This is a genomic window from Kribbella qitaiheensis, from assembly GCF_042657745.1.
Lineage (GTDB): Bacteria > Actinomycetota > Actinomycetes > Propionibacteriales > Kribbellaceae > Kribbella > Kribbella qitaiheensis.
On record NZ_JBHSKE010000013.1, the window covers coordinates 137679 to 153999 of the forward strand.

The 16321-nt window shown below is 67.2% G+C and carries 11 protein-coding genes and 4 pseudogenes; 5 read left to right on the top strand and 10 right to left on the bottom strand.

Going from position 1 to position 16321, the window contains the following annotated elements; translation table 11 throughout:
* Position 1 precedes the first annotated feature (1 nt).
* Positions 2 to 942 (bottom strand): annotated as a pseudogene (locus ACFPJ1_RS13280) (integrase core domain-containing protein); the annotation flags it as partial.
* 88 nt (positions 943 to 1030) lie between these two features.
* On the bottom strand, positions 1031 to 1933 hold the full coding sequence (locus ACFPJ1_RS13285; protein ID WP_380103897.1) for a LysR family transcriptional regulator: 903 nt from the start codon (positions 1931 to 1933) through the stop codon (positions 1031 to 1033).
* Between the two features lie 76 nt (positions 1934 to 2009).
* On the opposite strand from ACFPJ1_RS13285, the gene ACFPJ1_RS13290 reads away from it, so the two are divergent.
* The 3 genes and pseudogenes from ACFPJ1_RS13290 to ACFPJ1_RS13300 all read left to right on the top strand — a co-directional run.
* The gene (locus ACFPJ1_RS13290) at positions 2010 to 3086 is read left to right on the top strand and encodes a 1-aminocyclopropane-1-carboxylate deaminase/D-cysteine desulfhydrase (protein WP_380103898.1); all 1077 of its coding nucleotides are present in this window, start codon (positions 2010 to 2012) and stop codon (positions 3084 to 3086) included.
* Positions 3087 to 3153: 67 nt separating this feature from the next.
* Positions 3154 to 4302, top strand: coding sequence for an NADP-dependent oxidoreductase (locus tag ACFPJ1_RS13295; protein ID WP_380103899.1), 1149 nt, complete (start codon positions 3154 to 3156; stop codon positions 4300 to 4302).
* Between the two features lie 336 nt (positions 4303 to 4638).
* Positions 4639 to 4961: pseudogene (locus ACFPJ1_RS13300) on the top strand (leucine zipper domain-containing protein); the annotation flags it as partial.
* Between the two features lie 63 nt (positions 4962 to 5024).
* On the opposite strand, the gene ACFPJ1_RS13305 reads toward ACFPJ1_RS13300, so the two are convergent.
* From ACFPJ1_RS13305 to ACFPJ1_RS13340, 8 genes and pseudogenes are all read right to left on the bottom strand, one after another.
* Complete coding sequence (locus ACFPJ1_RS13305; RefSeq protein WP_380103900.1) at positions 5025 to 6482, bottom strand: glycosyltransferase family 87 protein; 1458 nt, start codon at positions 6480 to 6482, stop codon at positions 5025 to 5027.
* Positions 6483 to 6600: 118 nt separating this feature from the next.
* Positions 6601 to 7227, bottom strand: coding sequence for a beta-xylosidase family glycoside hydrolase (locus tag ACFPJ1_RS13310; RefSeq protein ID WP_380104024.1), 627 nt, complete (start codon positions 7225 to 7227; stop codon positions 6601 to 6603).
* A gap of 42 nt (positions 7228 to 7269) precedes the next feature.
* A pseudogene (locus tag ACFPJ1_RS13315) lies at positions 7270 to 7752 on the bottom strand (family 43 glycosylhydrolase); the annotation flags it as partial.
* A 67-nt stretch (positions 7753 to 7819) separates the two neighbouring features.
* Positions 7820 to 8113, bottom strand: a pseudogene (locus tag ACFPJ1_RS13320) (family 43 glycosylhydrolase); the annotation flags it as partial.
* On the bottom strand, positions 8023 to 9708 hold the full coding sequence (locus ACFPJ1_RS13325) for a type 2 periplasmic-binding domain-containing protein (RefSeq protein WP_380103901.1): 1686 nt from the start codon (positions 9706 to 9708) through the stop codon (positions 8023 to 8025). The gene ACFPJ1_RS13325 and the pseudogene ACFPJ1_RS13320, both read right to left, overlap by 91 nt.
* A 43-nt stretch (positions 9709 to 9751) precedes the next feature.
* Complete coding sequence (locus ACFPJ1_RS13330) at positions 9752 to 10666, bottom strand: carbohydrate ABC transporter permease (protein ID WP_380103902.1); 915 nt, start codon at positions 10664 to 10666, stop codon at positions 9752 to 9754.
* On the bottom strand, positions 10663 to 11643 hold the full coding sequence (locus ACFPJ1_RS13335; RefSeq protein ID WP_380103903.1) for an ABC transporter permease: 981 nt from the start codon (positions 11641 to 11643) through the stop codon (positions 10663 to 10665). Before ACFPJ1_RS13335 ends, ACFPJ1_RS13330 begins: the two co-directional genes overlap by 4 nt.
* A 54-nt stretch (positions 11644 to 11697) precedes the next feature.
* Positions 11698 to 14061, bottom strand: coding sequence for a glycoside hydrolase family 95 protein (locus ACFPJ1_RS13340; RefSeq protein ID WP_380103904.1), 2364 nt, complete (start codon positions 14059 to 14061; stop codon positions 11698 to 11700).
* 143 nt (positions 14062 to 14204) lie between these two features.
* On the opposite strand from ACFPJ1_RS13340, the gene ACFPJ1_RS13345 reads away from it, so the two are divergent.
* Positions 14205 to 15524: an L-fuconate dehydratase gene (locus ACFPJ1_RS13345; RefSeq protein ID WP_380103905.1), complete on the top strand. Its 1320-nt coding sequence runs from the start codon at positions 14205 to 14207 to the stop codon at positions 15522 to 15524.
* A gap of 50 nt (positions 15525 to 15574) precedes the next feature.
* Positions 15575 to 16309, top strand: coding sequence for a FadR/GntR family transcriptional regulator (locus ACFPJ1_RS13350; protein WP_380103906.1), 735 nt, complete (start codon positions 15575 to 15577; stop codon positions 16307 to 16309).
* Positions 16310 to 16321: the final 12 nt, after the last annotated feature.

Genomic DNA, 16321 nt, shown 5'->3' on the forward strand with positions numbered 1-16321 from the left:
CTTCGGTCTTCGCGGTGGCCTCCCAGGCGGTCAGGGGTGTGACGCGGCCGGGCAGTCCTTGGTGGGGGCGCTGGGTGTTGTAGATGTGGTCGAAGGTGTCGACCTGGGCCTGCAGCTGGGCCAGATCGGCGGCCAGTGGCTGCTTGTCGAGAGGTAGCGGAACAGGGTCTGGTGGAAGCGTTCGTTCTTGCCCTGGGTGGTCGGTTTGTAGGGCTTGCCGGTGATCGGCTCCACGCCCAGGGCCATCAGGTGGACGACGAGCTGGCCCAGGAGTCGACGGCGCGACGGGTTCAGCGCGGACCCGTTGTCGGACAGCAGCCGCTGCGGCACGCCATGGGCGGCCACGGCCTTGTCGAAGACGACGATCGCGGCCTCGGCGGTCTCGCTCCATGCGACGTGAGAGGCGACCGCGTAGCGGGAGTGGTCGTCGATGAGCTGGAAGATCACGCACTTGCGCCCGCGGGTGAGCACGTACTCGGTGGCGTCGAGTTGCCAGCAGGCGTTCGGGGCCGGATAGACGAACCGGCGCCACGCCGCTCTGGGTTTCTTCCTCGGTTCCAGCCGCGCCACGCCGGCCTCGCGGAAGATCCGGGCCAGCGACGCGACCGACGGCACCACCTCCAGGCCGATCGCGTGCATCTTGTCGTGCACGCTGATCGGGCCGCAGTCCAGCCCGGACTGCTCGAGTGCAGCCCGGACCCCGATCGCCTGCCGTTTGACCTCATCGGCCAGCTTCGACGGGCTCGACTTCGGCCGCCGCGACCTCGGCTCCAACGCCGCTGCGGGCCCGTCGGTGAGGCTGCGCCGCCGGATCTCGTAGAACGTCTTGCGCGAGATGCCGTGCTCGGCACAGAAGGTCGTCACCGCCCCACGAGGAGCATCGGACGGCCACTGCGTGATCGCGAGACGGACACGAGGATCAACAAGCTCGTTCTTCGACACCCGCGCAGTCGACCGGCCCAGACATCACCGACCCCGCCGACTCACCGAAGTGTCTGCGCCGTCGTGGCCGGCGTTCGGTGTGTCGTTGTCAGAGTTCTGTTGCGGCTTCCCGCAGGTACGCCTCGAGCCGCCTGATCGGCGCGGGCACGCCTCTGGTATCGAGTCGGCAGGTGTAGAGACGACGGACGAGCGTGGGCTGCCGCATCGGGAGAACCACCACGCTCGGAGGAGCGTCCAACAGCAACAACCGCGGCAGCAGGGCGACGCCGAGGTCCGCTGCGACGAGATTGAGTGCGGTGCGGAAGTCCATACCATCGAAGTCCAAACGATGTCCGCTTCCCCGGACGCCGTCGACGGCTGACGCTGCCAAGTCGCGGAAGTCGACCGCAGTGTTGATCCACGCGTCCGACGGCAGGTCGGCTGGGGTGACACTTTCAGCTCCGGCCAGGGGATGACCGACGGGAACGACGACCATGATCGGATCGTCCATCAGGTGCTCTTGCATGAGCCCGGCGGGCACAGGCCTGGGAGCGTGTTCGTAGTCGAAGGTGATGGCCAGGTCGATCTCACCCCGGAACAGCAGCGCATACGTTTCGCGCTGCTCAAGTTCACGGAGTGTGATGTGAACTGCCGGACGGGTCGCTCGCAGGCGTGCCAGAGCAGGAGGCACGATCGAGGCTGCCGCCGAGATGAACGCGCCGAGCCGCACCTCGCCGACGGTTCCGTCCGCGAGCGCTGCGAGCTCGGTGGCAGCGCGACTCATCGACACGCTGATCGCGGTCTCGGTGTCGAGAAGGACCTGCCCGGCCTCGGTTGCACGAACGGGACGTCGGACCACGACTCGCGCACCGACCCGTCGCTCCAGTTCCGCAACCTGCTGCGAGACCGCGGACTGGGTGTAGCCCAGCTCCTCGGCGGCGGCGGCGAACGAACCGAGCCGCACGACGGCCTCAAGGGTCATCAGATGCCGCGGATCGAACAGCCATGACATGAGGTTAAGACTAACTTATCGACCAAGAAGAGAACATCGTTTGTGCTAATACACAGGCGTGGGTGACGCTAGACGCATGGACTTCACGCACTTCGACACCGCCATCGACAAACTCCCCCGGCATCGAGTCGGGTTCTACCCCACTCCGTTCCACCCCTTGCCCAACCTGTCGGCGGCGTACGGGATCAACTTCTTCATGAAACGCGAGGACCTCGCAGGCCCCAGTGCGATCAGCGGAAGCAAGATGCGTCTGGCCGAGTTCATCCTGGGGCAAGCCATCGAGGACGGGGTGACGCACGTGATCACCCAGGGCGTATACCTGACCAACTCAGGTCTACAGTTCGCCGCCGCCTGCCTGAGGGCACGAATCACGCCGATCCTGGTCCTGACGCGGAACGTGCCCCTGCACGGTGAACTCGGCGAATTCCGCGGCAACTACCTGCTCAACAAGACCATGGGGGTCGAAACCCACGTCATCAACGTCAGCGGCAACGAATGGCATTCTCCGGACGAGGCCACGCGGATCACCGACGCCATCGCGGTGCGCAAGGCCGAGCTTGAAGCGCAGGGACACAAGGTCCTCGTCGTCGGAACCGGTGGCGCGCATCCCGACGGCTTCATCGCGCACGCCCTGACCTTCCGGGAGATGCTTGAACAGTCCGATGCCGCAGGGGTCGAGCTCGACTACGTCTACCACACGATCGGTACCGGGACCGCGCTGCCGGGGCTGCTGGCAGCCAAGCTGAGCCTTAGGCACCCAGTGAAGTTCCGGTCGATCTCCATCCAGAGAGTCAACGACGGAGACCGGATGAACCCCGGCGTGATTGTCGAACGGACGAAGGCGGTACTGGCCACCTTGGGTGCGCCCGTACCCGACGACGCGACGATCCGCGCCGAGATCGACATCGACCAGCGTTTCATCGGCGAGGACTACGCCGTCGCGTCTGCCGAAAGCACAGCGGCCATCCGCGAGCTGGCGCGAGCAGAGGGCGTCTTCGTCGGCCCCGTCTACACCGGCAAGGGACTCGCGGGATTGCTCGACCACGCCCGCAGCGGGCGGATCCCCGTCGGCAGCAACGTCGCGTTCCTGCACACCGGAGACACCGGCAACCTGTTCGAAATCCCCCAAGTCGTCGGCCACATCGCCGACTGAGCCCCTCCGCGATGCGCGGAAAGGTCGAGTACCGCGAGGGCCTCGGAGTCGCTCCAGGGGCTATCCCGTGATCGGTGTTTCCGACGGTTCAGTCAGTAGACCGAAATGCGCGGAGATTTCCATTTCAATGGCGCAGCGTGCGTTCCAAGCGTCGGTGTCGAGAGCTGCGGGCGCTGCTGAGGGCAGCGGCCAGGCATTGCCGGTGGTGAGCGTGGGGCGAGCGATGGTGGTCTGGTACGGGCAATGCTTTCGCGGCGGATCGCTGCGAAAGCGAAGACTGGATACAAGGAGGTGCCTGATGAAGGCGATTGTGGTGACTGACCAGGCTGCGGGAACGGCCGGCATGGCGCTGGCCGAGTGTCCTGAGCCCACTGCAGCAATCAACGATGTCATCGTTGAAGTTCATGCGTCGGGGTGGGTCTCGACCGAACTGGAGTGGCCGTCGACCTGGATCGACCGGGCCGGTCGTGGCCGAGCCCCCTCGATCCTCGGGCACGAGCTGGCCGGAGTGGTCAGCGCCCTCGGCTACGGCACGGCGGGCCTGTCGGTGGGACAGCGAGTGTTCGGTCTCGCCGACTGGCACCGCAACGGTTCCCTGGCCGAGTATGTGGCGATCGAAGCCCGCAACGTTGCGCCGCTGCCGGGCGACCTCGACTTCACCGTCGGCGCGAGCCTTCCGATCTCGGGGCTTACCGCATGGCAAGGACTGTTCCAGCACGGCCGTTTGCAGGCGGGACAGAGTGTCCTCGCACACGGCGCAGCCGGCGCAGTCGGAACGATGGTGACACAGCTGGCCCGCGAGGCCGGCGCCTACGTCATCGGTACCGGACGCGCCGCCGACCGCGAGAAGGCACTCGATTTCGGCGCCCACGAGTTCGTCGACCTCGCGACCGACGCCCTGGACGACGTCGGCACGGTTGACCTGGTCTTCGACGTCATCGGCGGCGACATCCAGAAGAGGTCCGCGGCCATGATCAAGGCCGGCGGATCGCTGGTGACGATCGTCGGCTCGGTCGAGGCCAGGCCGGCTGACGGCCTGGCGGTGGACTTCGTCGTCGAGGCTGACCGCGCCCAGTTGGGCGAGATAGCTCGGCGGATGCAGGAGGGAAGACTGCGCACAAACATAGGATCGACGACGACGCTCGACGATGCCGTCGCCGCTTTCAACACAAGCGAGCGCGCCAAGGGTAAGACCGTCATTCGCGTCAAGCCCTGAGAACACCGGCAAGCGGTCGGGCCTCGGGGCAAGTCAGCCACGAGGCCCGGCCCTCCAGACGGTCTCGATCGATCACCGAGATCGTCGCCGTCACCCGTGCGCTCCATCTCGTGCACACGTCGTCGGTGCTCCTCCAGGACCTCAAGGCGTAGCTGGCAGCAGAGAGACCGCCGACTCACCGAAGTGTCACCACCAACACCCCACAAAGCGTCACCGATGTCTCAATGCAGAACCGTCACCGATGTCCTGACACATGACAATCAAGTCAGGCGGTACCACCGTCCTCCCGGCGTGAAGTGGGATGTCTAGTAGCCGCTTCACGGCCAGGAGGCCTTCGTGTCCCACGCCAACGCTGCACTGACCCCTCGCGCTCGCCTACGGCTGGCGCGTCCGATTGTGGATGAGGGCTGGACGGTGTCGACGGCCGCCAAGATGTTCCAGGTGTCCTGGCCGACCGCGAAACGCTGGTCCAGCCGCGACGCCGAATCAGGTCCAGACCCGATGTCTGACCGGTCCTCGCGACCGCATCACTGTCCTGCCAAGACACCGCCGCTGGTGGTACGGCAGGTCGTGCGGCTGCGGTGGCGAATCGGCTCGATCCCGTGCAAATCGCCGGCTGGCTGGCAATGGCGGCTTCGACCGTGCACGCCGTACCGACTCCACACCGCCATCGGAAACCAGCCGCCCATCAGCCGGTTGACCAACCTGCCTGCGCAGTATAGCTAGGCGTGGGCCGGGTCCAGCTTTCGCGGTGGTAGGTCGGAGACGACGCCGTCGCCGGGGTCGTCGATCACGCCACCTTGGCGTACGGGGTCGTGCTCCGGCAGGAGGATGTCGCGGGCGACCACCAGCATCAGCCACAGCGTGCCGGCCATCCTCAGGATCACCGACAGCCAGTAGATGCGGTCCGGCTGGTCCGGCGTTCCGGGCGCGAGGAACTGGGCGAGATGCAGCCAGACCATCATCCAGTAGAAGGTCTCGCAGGCCTGCCAGATCAGCCAGTCCCGCAGCTTCGGCCGGGCCAGCGCGACCAGCGGCAGCAGCCAGAGCACGTACTGCGGCGAGTACACCTTGTTCACCAGCAGGAACGCGGCGACCACCAGGAACGCCAGTTGCGCGAACCGCGGCGGCTTCGGCGCCATCAGTCCGAGAATCGCGATCGACAGGCAGAGCCCGGCGAAGATCACGATGTTGAGCTGGTTGACGTCGGCGACCTCGTGCTTGGCCAGCTTCAGCACGTACCAGATCGAGCCGTAGTCGCTCTCCCGCTCGTCGTTGAAGACCCAGAACGACAGCCACTCGTTCTTGGCCAGCAGGTAGATCGGCGCGTTGACCAGCGCCCAGGTGACGACGCCCGCGAAAGCCGCGACGAACCACTGCCAGAGCTTGCGTCCTCGCAGACAGACGATCAGCAACGGCCCGAGCAGCAGGAACGGGTAGAACTTCGCCGCGGTACCGAGGCCGAGCAGGATTCCGAACCAGACCGGTTTACCCCGGGACCAGGCGTACATGGCGCCGGCTGTGAGCACCACGGCGAACAGGTCCCAGTTGATCGTCGAGGTGAACGCCAGCACCGGCGCGGCCGCGACGTACAGGGCGACGAGGGGCTGACCACGAGCGCCGCCCGGGCGGCGTGCGACGCCCCGCGCGGTGGCTGCCGTCAACCCGACCAGGATGAGCGCGCAGATGAAGAGCATCGCGACGTTCACGACGAAGAAGACCCCGGCGGTGTCCCGCTTCTGCTCGACCGTCAGGTCCTGCTTCGGGTCGCCGGTGATCAGCCAGGTGATCTGCGCCGCGACCTCCATGAAGCCACCGGTCAGCACCGGGTACTCCAGGACCGGGTAGTTGCCGGTGTCCAGGAACGGCCGGTTGCCCTCGGCGAAACCGCGCTCCTGGTAGAGGTAGCCGATGTCGGAGTAGCACAGCGCCTTGAACGGCCGCCAGCTCTGGCGATCCCAGCCCGCCTCCATGCAGGGCGCCTTCTGCAGCACACCGAGCGCGAAGGTGATCGTGCAGACGGCCAGCACGATCCGCAGCGGCGTCCACCAGGACGAACTGATCCGGGCGAACCGCCCGGTCGGACCGCCGAGGCCCACGGTCAGGCCGGCGACGGCCGGATCGACCTCGGCCGGCCGGGCCTGCGAGTCCTGGGCACTTGGTGGCGTCACGGGGGCCATCGTCTCCTATCCGCTCCACCGCCCTGGCAGGCGGCGCCCGCCAGGTTACCCAGGATGTCCACCCGCGTGCCTCATCCCCGCCCTACCGCGTGCCACGAACCACGGAAGGACAAGCGTTTCAGCGCCGCGAGGTCAGGTGGATGCGGTAACGGAACGTGTCGAACCGGGCGGTGCCGGCGTCGTCGGTGGGAGCGGTGCTGAACAGGGCGATCCGGGCGCCTCGGTAGTCCGACCAGGAGGCCGTGTCGGTGTTGCCGAGCGGATCGAAGGTCGTGCAGTCGAGACTGTAGGCGTAGGTGACGTAGTCGCGCTCGTCGATGACCAACTGCAGCCAGAGTGGGCCGCTCTCGACCAAGGGTCCGGTAGCTGAGTGCTCACCCGTGGTGGCCAGGCGAAACAGGTCGCCCTCGCGGGTGACGGTGATCGAGGAGCTCCGGCGGCACAGGACCCCCAGACCGGCAGTCTGCTCGTCAGCGAAGTCGTCGGTGTGCAAGCGGATGCTCGCGGTCGAGCCCGCGGTGCCGAGCAGGCGTCTGGTGAGGGTGGACGGCACAGCTCGGAGGTCGTCGGAACGCAGTGGCCGCGAAGCACGCAGTACGAGGCCGTCGGCGAGGGTCCACGAGCCGATGCGCGGTGCGTGGTTCCACTCCCAGTCCGGGGCCAGTTCGCCGGCGTCGAAGTCGTCATCGAAAGCCAGTGCCGCCTGCGGCGCGGCCGGCACGGGTGACTGTGCGCGCCAGACCATCCTGCCCGGTGCGTCAGCCGCCCCGACCACAGGCCAACCGTCGATCCACCGGACCGGAAGAACGCTGACCGGACGGCCGTCGGCATAGCCGCCCCGGCCGTGGTGGGTGATCAAGGACCACGAACCGTCGGCGTGGTCCACCAGGGCACCCTGGTTCGGCTCCCGTTCGCGATCGGGACCAAGCCCTTGAAGGAGAAGACGTTTCTCCCAGGGACCACTCAGCGAGGCGGCCCGCATGATGACGAGTACCCGGTTGCCCTCACCGCGGACCTCGTTGTGCAGCACGTAGTACCGGCTGCCGAGCTTGTAGATCTTGTTGCCCTCGCTGGTGTGCCAGTCGTCAATGACTGTTCTGTTCCCCAGGTCGATGGACCTGCCGTCCGGACTCATGGGGATCAGCCACGTGATCCAGGCACCGCGACCAGGCGAGCTCGCCACGAGCCACGCGCGGCCGTCGTCGTCCCACAGCGGACACGGGTCGTCCCAGCCGGTCTCGTCGCTCAGCCGGTGCAGAGGCGTCCAGGGGCCGACCGGATGCCCGGTCCGAGCGGTACTCCGGCCCCAGTACGCCGATGTCCGGTACGGCCGCCCCGACGTGTCGCCACGAGACCAAGTCGCGCGAGTGCAGGATCGCCATCCCCGGCGAGTACTGGAAGGTCGAAGTGATCATCCAGTAGTCGTCACCGACCCTGATCACGTCGGGATCGGAGTAGTCACCGGGAAGAACCGGATTGGCGTAGGAGCCGATGCCGACGTGGCGGACCGGCCGGCGAGGTGCCGGCCGGTCCGATCGGGCTACTTGGGAACCTTGTCGTAGGCGGTCTGCTGGATCTCCAGGTAGCGCTTCAGGCCGAGGCCGTCGAGGCCCTTGACGTAGCTGTCCCAGTCCTTCGTGACGTCCTTGGAGCCGGTGATGAACTGCAGGGCGTTCTGCTGGACGTAGTTCTCGATGTTCGTCTGCAGGGTCGCCACCTCGCTGCCGAGGGACGGGTCGATCCACACCTTCCAGTACGGGTAGACCTGCGCCTTGTCCTCCTTGCCGTCGTACAGCTTGGTCGCCTCGAACAACCGGCGCTCGTAGCCCGCCTGGTTGTAGATGTCGGTGTTGATCGACTCGGCGGCCCGGAAGTCCGCGGTGTTGTTGTACTGCGCGATCGCCTGCCACGCGGTGTTCGGCGGCTTGGCGCCAGCCTTCTGCGGGATCTGCCGGTAGAGCGGCTTGACCGACTTGTCGAGCGCCACCTCACCAGCCTGCGGCTTCGCCCAGGTCTTGCCCTCGGTGCCGAACATGCCGTTGATCTCGCCCTCGGGAGTGAACAGGTAGTCGAGCATCTTGATCGACTGGATCTGCACCTCGGGGCTCGCCTTGTTGGTCAGCGCGAAGGTGGCGCCGGGCACGCTCGGGAAGTTGTACGCCGAGAAGTTCGAGCCGTTCGGCCCGGTCAGCGGGGCCACCGCGTCGTACTGCTTGTCCCGGCCGTCGGGCTGTCCGAGGGTGACGAAGATGCCAGGGTGCAGCACTGTCGCCGAGCCCAGGATGACGGTGCCGGTGTTGTCACCCTGCTGCTGCAGCGCGTCCGCGTTCTGGGTGAAGGCGCCCTTGTCGATCAGGCCCTCCTTGTAGAGCGAGTTCAGGTAGGCGAGGCCTTCGCGCCAGCCGTCCTTGTTCGCCTGCAGGTCCACCTTGCCGTCCCGCAGTACCAGCGCCGAGTTGTTGTTGCCGCTGGTGCCCTGCGGGTCGTAGATGAAGGCGTTCATGAAGTACGGGATCAGCGAGTCGCGGACGTCCGCGCTGAGCGGGATCTCGTCCGCCTTGCCGTTGCCGTTCGGGTCCTTCGTCTTGAAGGCCTGCAGCACCGTGCGCATCTCGTCGGGTGTCTTCGGCTGCTGCAGCCCGAGCTTCTTCAGCCAGGTCGAATTCATCCAGAGCTTGCCCTGGTAGGAGCAGTGGTAGCAGTCGACCCACTGCGGCATCCCGTAGATCTTGCCGTCGGGCGCGGTCGCCATCGCCTTGTAGTCGGGGTTGGAGTCCAGCGCCTTCTTGATGTTCGGCGCGTACTGGTCGATCAACTGGTTCAGCGGCAGTACGACGCCCTGGTTGGCCAGCCGGAGCAGGTCCGCCTGGGTGAACTGGTCCACCCACGGGATCAGCAGGTAAAGGTCCGGGTAGTCGCCGCTGGCCAGCGAGATCTGCCGTTTCTCCTTGGCCGGCCCAGCGTCGTACGTGCTGGTCTGCCACTTGAAGGTGATGTTGAACATCTGGGTCATCTTCTGGCTGAACTCGTTCTTCGCCAGGTTGAAATCGGGTCCCTGGGGGGCGAAGACGTTGATCGTGACCGCCGGGTTGCCGGTGATGGTCGGCAGCGGTTTGCCGGCCGCGTCGGACGCGTCCGTGCCGCCGGTACAGGCGGCCAGGGCGAGGGCGGCCAGGCTGAGCCCGGCGACCACCGTGGACCGGGTCACTCTGGAGCGAACAGTCATCTTTGTTTCCTTACTCGGTTGACTGGCACTGCGGCACGCTCGATCAGCCCTTGACGGCGCCGATCATGATGCCCTTGGTGAAGTAGCGGGCGACGAGGGGATAGATCAGCAGGACCGGCACGCTGGACACCACGATCAGCGAGTACTTGAGCAGGTCGGCCATCTGCTGGCGCTGCAGCATCACGGACGCGTCGACCGCGCCGCCGCTGTAGGTGTTGAGGATCAGCACGTTGCGCAGGACGAGCTGCAGCGGGAACAGATCCGGGTTCTTCAGGTAGATCAGCGCGTCGAAGTACGAGTTCCACTGCAGGATCGCGTACATCAGCGCGACCACGGCGATCATCGGTTTGGCCAGCGGGATCACCACCGACCAGAGGAACCGCAGGTCGCTCGCCCCGTCCAGCTGCGCGGCCTCGGCGAGCTCGTCCGGGATCGCCGTCCGGAAGTAGGTCCGGGCGATGATCACCTGCCAGACGCCGATCGCCTGCGGGATGATGAGCGCCCACCGGGTGTCGAGCATGCCGAGCGACTGGACCACCAGGTACGTCGGGATCAGGCCGCCGGAGAACAGCATCGTGAAGAGGATCAGGCTCATCACCAGGTTCCGGCCGACGAAGGTCTTCCGCGACAACGGGTAGGCGATGGCGATGGTGAGGGTGACGCTGATCAGGGTGCCGAACACCGTGTAGAACAAGGAGTTCGCGTAGCCCTGGATCACCTGTGGGTTGCCCAGCGCGGTCTCGTAGCCGCGCAGGGAGAAGTCGACCGGCCAGAGCGTGACCCGCCCGGCCGACACCGCCTCCGGGCTGCTGAACGAGCTGGCCACGATGTACATCAGCGGCAGCAGCACGATGGCCAGGAAGACCAGTAGCAGCAGGTAGACGAAGAACATGAAGACCTTGTCGGTCCGGGGCTCGTGGATCCGGCGCGCCCGCTCCGCCCGCGACGCCGCCCTCATGACCACAGTCCGTTGCCGGTGACCCGTTTGGCGATCACGTTGACGAAGAGCAGCAGGAGCAGGTTGATCACCGAGTTGAACAACCCGACCGCGGTGGCCAGGCTGAAGTCGGCGTTCAGCAGGCCGGTCTTGTAGACGTAGGTGGCGATGATCTCGGACTGGCTGAGATTCAGCGGGTTCTGCAGCAGGAACGCCTTCTCGAAGCCGATCGCCATGATGTTGCCGACGCCGAGCACCAGGATGATCACCGCCGTCGGCAGGATGCCGGGGATGTCGACGTGCATGATGCGTCGCAGCCGGCCGGCGCCGTCGACCTTGGCGGCCTCGTGCAGCGCCGGGTCGATGCCGGCCAGCGCCGCGAGGTAGATCACCGCCGAGTAGCCGGCGGTCTGCCAGATCTCCGACCACACGTAGATGTGCCGGAAGTACGACGGATCCCCGAGGTAGTCGATCGCGTCGACGCCGAAGAACCCCAGCCCGCGGTTGACGATGCCCAGCCGCGGCGCCAGCACCAGGATGGTCATCGAGACGACCACCACGGTGGAGATGAAGTACGGCGCGTAGGTGACGAGCTGGACCGACCGCTTGAAGAATCCCTGGCGGACCTCGTTCAGCGCCAGCGCGAGGATGATCGCGATCGGGAAGCTGGCGATCACCGTGTAGAAGGAGAGCAGGAAGGTGTTCTTCACCAGGTTCCAGAACACCGGGTTGCTGAAGAAGGCGTCGAAGTTCTTCAGCCCGACCCAGTCGCTGCCCCAGATTCCGGCGATCACGTTGTAGTTCTTGAAGGCCAGGACGGCGTTGGACATCGGGATGTACTTGAACACCGCGAAGTACAGCAGCGGCAGGATGAGCAGCAGGTAGAGCTGCCAGTGGTAGCGGAGGCTCTTCTTGAGGGCGCGGATCCGGGCCCCCGGGGGGCGGCGCCCGCGTGGCGGCACCCCCGAGGCCTCCGGCCTCCGCATCGTCAGTGTCATTGGGCCTCCCTTTCGACTGGCAACTCAGTCGGTGGCAACTCAGTCGCTGATGACTCAGCTCCAGCCGAGTCGGCTGGGCACGCCGGCGGTCAGCGCCACCGGTGTGCGGTTGTCCCCGTGACGCACCACGACTTCCCGGTCCCGGTCGGCCGTCAGAACCACTCCGACCCCGGTCGCCGACCACTCGAGGTCGACGGTCACACCGCCGCGCGCTCGCAGGCCGGTCGCCCTTCCGCCCGACCAGTCGGCCGGGATCGCCGGCAGTACCTCGAGCTCGCCGGTGTGGCTCTGCAGCAACATCTCGGCGATGCCCGCAGCCGAACCGAAGTTGCCGTCGATCTGGAACGGCGGGTGAGCGCAGAACAGGTTCGGATACAGGCCTGCCCCACTGCCGACGTAGTCCGTCCCGGTGTCGTGGGCTGGGGTCAGGAGTTCCTGGATCAGGCGGTGTGCGGCCGCGCCGTCGTGCAGGCGGGCGCGCAGGCAGATCTTCCAGGCGAGCGACCAGCCGGTGGCACGGTCACCCCGCAGATCGAGAGTCTGGGCAGCGGCTGCGGCCAGGGTCGCAGTACCGGATGGGGTGATCGCGTCGCCCGGGTAGAGGCCGACCAGGTGGGACACGTGCCGGTGGTGCGGGTCGACCTCGACCAGGTCCTCGGCCCACTCCTGTAGTTGCCCCCCGCTACCAATGGACGGGTCGGGGATGCGCTTGCGAGCGGACGTCAGATCGTCGACCAGCGGATCGGTGAGGCCGAGCAGGTCAGCGCTCTGGGCACACCTGGCGAACAGATCGGAGATCAGCGCCAGGTCCATCGTGGACGACGTCGTCAGCGACGCGGGCTCGCCGTCGCTTGCAACGAAGTCGTTCTCCGGGGAGGTGGAAGGCGAGGTTCCGAGGCTGCCGTCAGGCAGTTCCACCAGCCATCCGAGGCAGAACTCGGCTGCGCCTCTCAGCGTCGGCCAGACTCGGCGGAGGTAGTCCAGATCCTCGGTGAACTCGTAGTGGTCCCATAGGTGCCGGCACAACCACGCGCCGGCCATCGGCCAGTTCGACCACTTGGGGTCGCCGTCCACCGGGATCGTCCAGCACCACGCGTCCGCGTTGTGGTGCGCTGTCCAGCCGTCGAGCCCGTAGCGTTCACTCGCCGTACTGCGGCCCGCCCGCGCCAGGTCCTCGACGTACCGGAGCAGTGGTTCGTGGCACTCGGCCAGACCGGTCGTCTCCGCGGGCCAGTAGTTCATCTCGGTGTTGATGTTCACCGTGTAGTTGGAGCTCCACGGCGGCCGCAGTTCCTCGTTCCAGATCCCCTGCAGGGTGGTGGGCAGTCCGCCGGGACGGGAACTCGCGATCATCAGGTAGCGGCCGTAGTTGAACAGCAGGGCCACCAGGCCCGGGTCCTCGGCAGCGGTCGCCAGTCGGGTGTCGGTGGCCAGTGACTGCCGCTCCGGATCGGCTCCGAGTTCCAGGACAGAGCGACGGAACAAGGCGCGGTGATCCTCGACATGCTCGGTCAGGAGTTCGTCGTACCCCCGAGCAAGAGCGGCAGCCACCCGCGCGTTCGCCGTCTCCCAGCACTCCTCGGCCGTGCGAGTCGGTGGCTCGAACGGCCCGGCATACCCCGTCTCGGTCGACAGCACCAGCGTCACTTCTTCCGCATCGCTGACCGTCAGGCCGTCGGCGTCAGCCCGGCTCGACCCGTCCGAGCGAACCGCCAACGCGATCGCGGCGCTCATCCCCCGGTCGTCCTCGTCGGAGTACCGCACCGGCTCCGCGACCTGCCTGTGCGGCGGCGCCACGTCCGCCGGGCACTCCAGCAACAGCCCTAGTCCGTCCGCCTGCGGCCGAGCCTTCAGCTGCGAGGTCACCCGTACGCCGACCGACAGCGCGCCGACTCGGGAACTCCGCAACCGCAGCACCAGCACCCCGGCCGGCGCGCTCACGAAGACCTCCTGCCGCACGGTGACCCCGGCGAGCTCGTACTCCGCGACGGCAACCGCGGCGTCCAGGTCGAGCACGCGGCGGTACTCCCCCGGCGCGTCCGAGGGATTCCGGCCGTCGACCTTCACGTCGAGTAGCAGATCTCCGAACGGCATATAGGCCTGCGAATGGCCGGCCTGGAATCCCCGGGCCAGGGCCTGGGCCGATCGGATGTCCCCGGCCGCGAGCGCGGTACGGACCCGATCGACGGCGGCGGCTCCGACCTCCCCGAGGGGCGTCGCCAGCAGGCGCGTCGCCTCCGGGCTGCCCGACCAGCACGTCTCGTCGTTGAGGCCGATCCGGTCGACGCCCACACCGCCGAAGCACATCGCCCCGATCCGGCCGTTGCCGAGCGGGAGCGCCTCCAGCCAGGTGGCGGCGGGCCGGTCGTACCGCAGCAGCGTCTCGCTGGTCCGGTCCGCCCCGATCAGGTCATTCATCCGAGGTCTCCTCCGCCACGCCGTGGCAATCATCATATGAATTGCCGGGATCGTAGCGCTGGTCTAGCCTCCGGTCTAGACTCTGGCGCTCTGTTCGTAATAATTCATCTGCTCTATATTCGGCTTATCTTCTGGGAGGTCCCATGGCTCGCATCACCTCGGCCGAGGTCGTCGACGTCCGTTTCCCGACCTCGCTGACCCTTGACGGCTCGGACGCGATGAACAAGGACGGCGACTACTCAGCCGCCTACGTGGTCCTGCACACCGACGATCCGGCCCTCAGCGGGCACGGCTTCACGTTCACCATCGGCCGCGGGAACGACCTGTGCGTCGCCGCCGCCGCGCAGCGGGCCGAGCCCTTGATCGGCCGCGACGTCGATGACCTCGTGGGCGACCTGGGAGGTGCCTACCGCGAGCTTCAGTCCGACACCCAGTTGCGCTGGCTCGGCCCGGACAAGGGCGTCGTCCACCTGGCCCTCGCCGCGGTGATGAACGCGGTGTGGGACCTGGCCGCCCGGCGCGCCGGCAAGCCGTTGTGGCGACTGCTGTCCGAGATGTCCCCTGTGGAACTGGTCGACGCGGCAGACCTGAGCTACCTGTCCGACGTCCTCACCCGCGACGAGGCGATCGCGCTGCTGGCGAAGCAGGCGGACGGCCGGGCCGCCCGGATCTCCGAGCTCGAAGCGACGGGCTACCCCTGCTACACCACGTCGGCCGGGTGGCTCGGCTACTCCGACGACAAGCTGCGCGGACTGTGCGAGGAAGCCGTTGCCGCAGGCTACAAACACGTGAAGCTCAAGGTGGGCGCCGATCTGGCCGACGACATCCGGCGCTGCGGCATCGTCCGCGAGGTGATCGGCCCGAAGGCCGGGCTGATGATCGACGCCAACCAGGTCTGGGACGTGCCGGAGGCGATCGAGTGGGTCCGGGCGCTGGCGGAGTTCGAGCCGTTGTGGATCGAGGAGCCGACCAGTCCGGACGACGTGCTCGGGCACGCCGCGATCCGCCGGGCGGTCGCGCCGACCGGCGTCGCGACCGGTGAGCACGGGATGAACCGGGTGCTGTTCAAGCAGTTCTTCCAGGCCGATGCGATCGACTTCTGCCAGCTCGACGCCGCCCGGCTGGGCAGCATCAACGAGATCCTCGCGGTCTACCTGCTGGCCGCGCGGTTCGGCGTACCGGTCTGTCCGCACGCCGGCGGGGTCGGCCTGTGCGAGCTCGTCCAGCACCTGTCGATCTTCGACTACGTCGCCGTGTCCGCGAGCCTCGAGGGACGCGTCACCGAGTACGTCGACCACCTGCACGAGCACTTCGTCGATCCCTGTGTGGTGCGCGACGGTGCGTATCAGTTGCCCTCCGCCGCCGGATACAGTGCCGAGATGCACAGGCGGTCGTTGGCGGCGTACACCTTTCCGTCCGGCACCTACTGGGCCTCGCGCGGCACCTCGGAGTCGGTCGCGTGAGCGTACGCACCGCCAGCTCCGACCCGCCCGCCGAGAAGGAGGACGTCCGCATGAGCACTACGACGGGTGGGTCCCAGACCGACGTTGTCGTGCAGGGCATCAAGCAGTTGATCGTGGACGGCACTCTCAAGGCCGGCGACCGGCTCCCGGTCGAGAAGGACCTCGGCGAGGCGCTGGGCGTCTCCCGCGGACCGCTGCGCGAGGGAGTCCGCGCGCTCTCGATCATGGGCGTGCTCGAGACCCGGCAGGGTGACGGCACGTATGTGACCGCCCTCGACTCCTCGTTGCTGATGGCCCCGATGGGCTTCGTCGTCGACCTGCAGGATCGCAGCGGCGCTCACTACCTGCACGCCGTACGGCGGATGCTCGAGACCGAGGCGGCCGCGCTGGCGGCGGCCAGAATCAGCGCGGCGGCGATCGCCGCCGCGGACGCGATCCTGCGGCAGACCGAGGCGGAACTGGCCGGCGGCGACCCGAACCACGAGGCCCTGATCGACAACGACATCGCCTTCCACCGGCTGATCGCGCAAGAGACCGGGAACCCTGTGCTGGAAGCGTTGATCGGCGCACTGAGCGGGCGCACGGTCCGCGACCGGTTGTGGCGATCGATCAGCCAGACCGGTGCGGACGAGGCGACCCACGGCGAACACCGGGCCATCCTCACGGCGCTGGCCGAGCACGATCCCGATCGCGCGCGGGTCCGGATGGCGGCACACCTGTTCGCCGTCGAGGACTTCCTGCACGAGCAGCCTCCCGGCGAGACACCACCCGCTGACAGCCACTGACCTCTTGGGAGC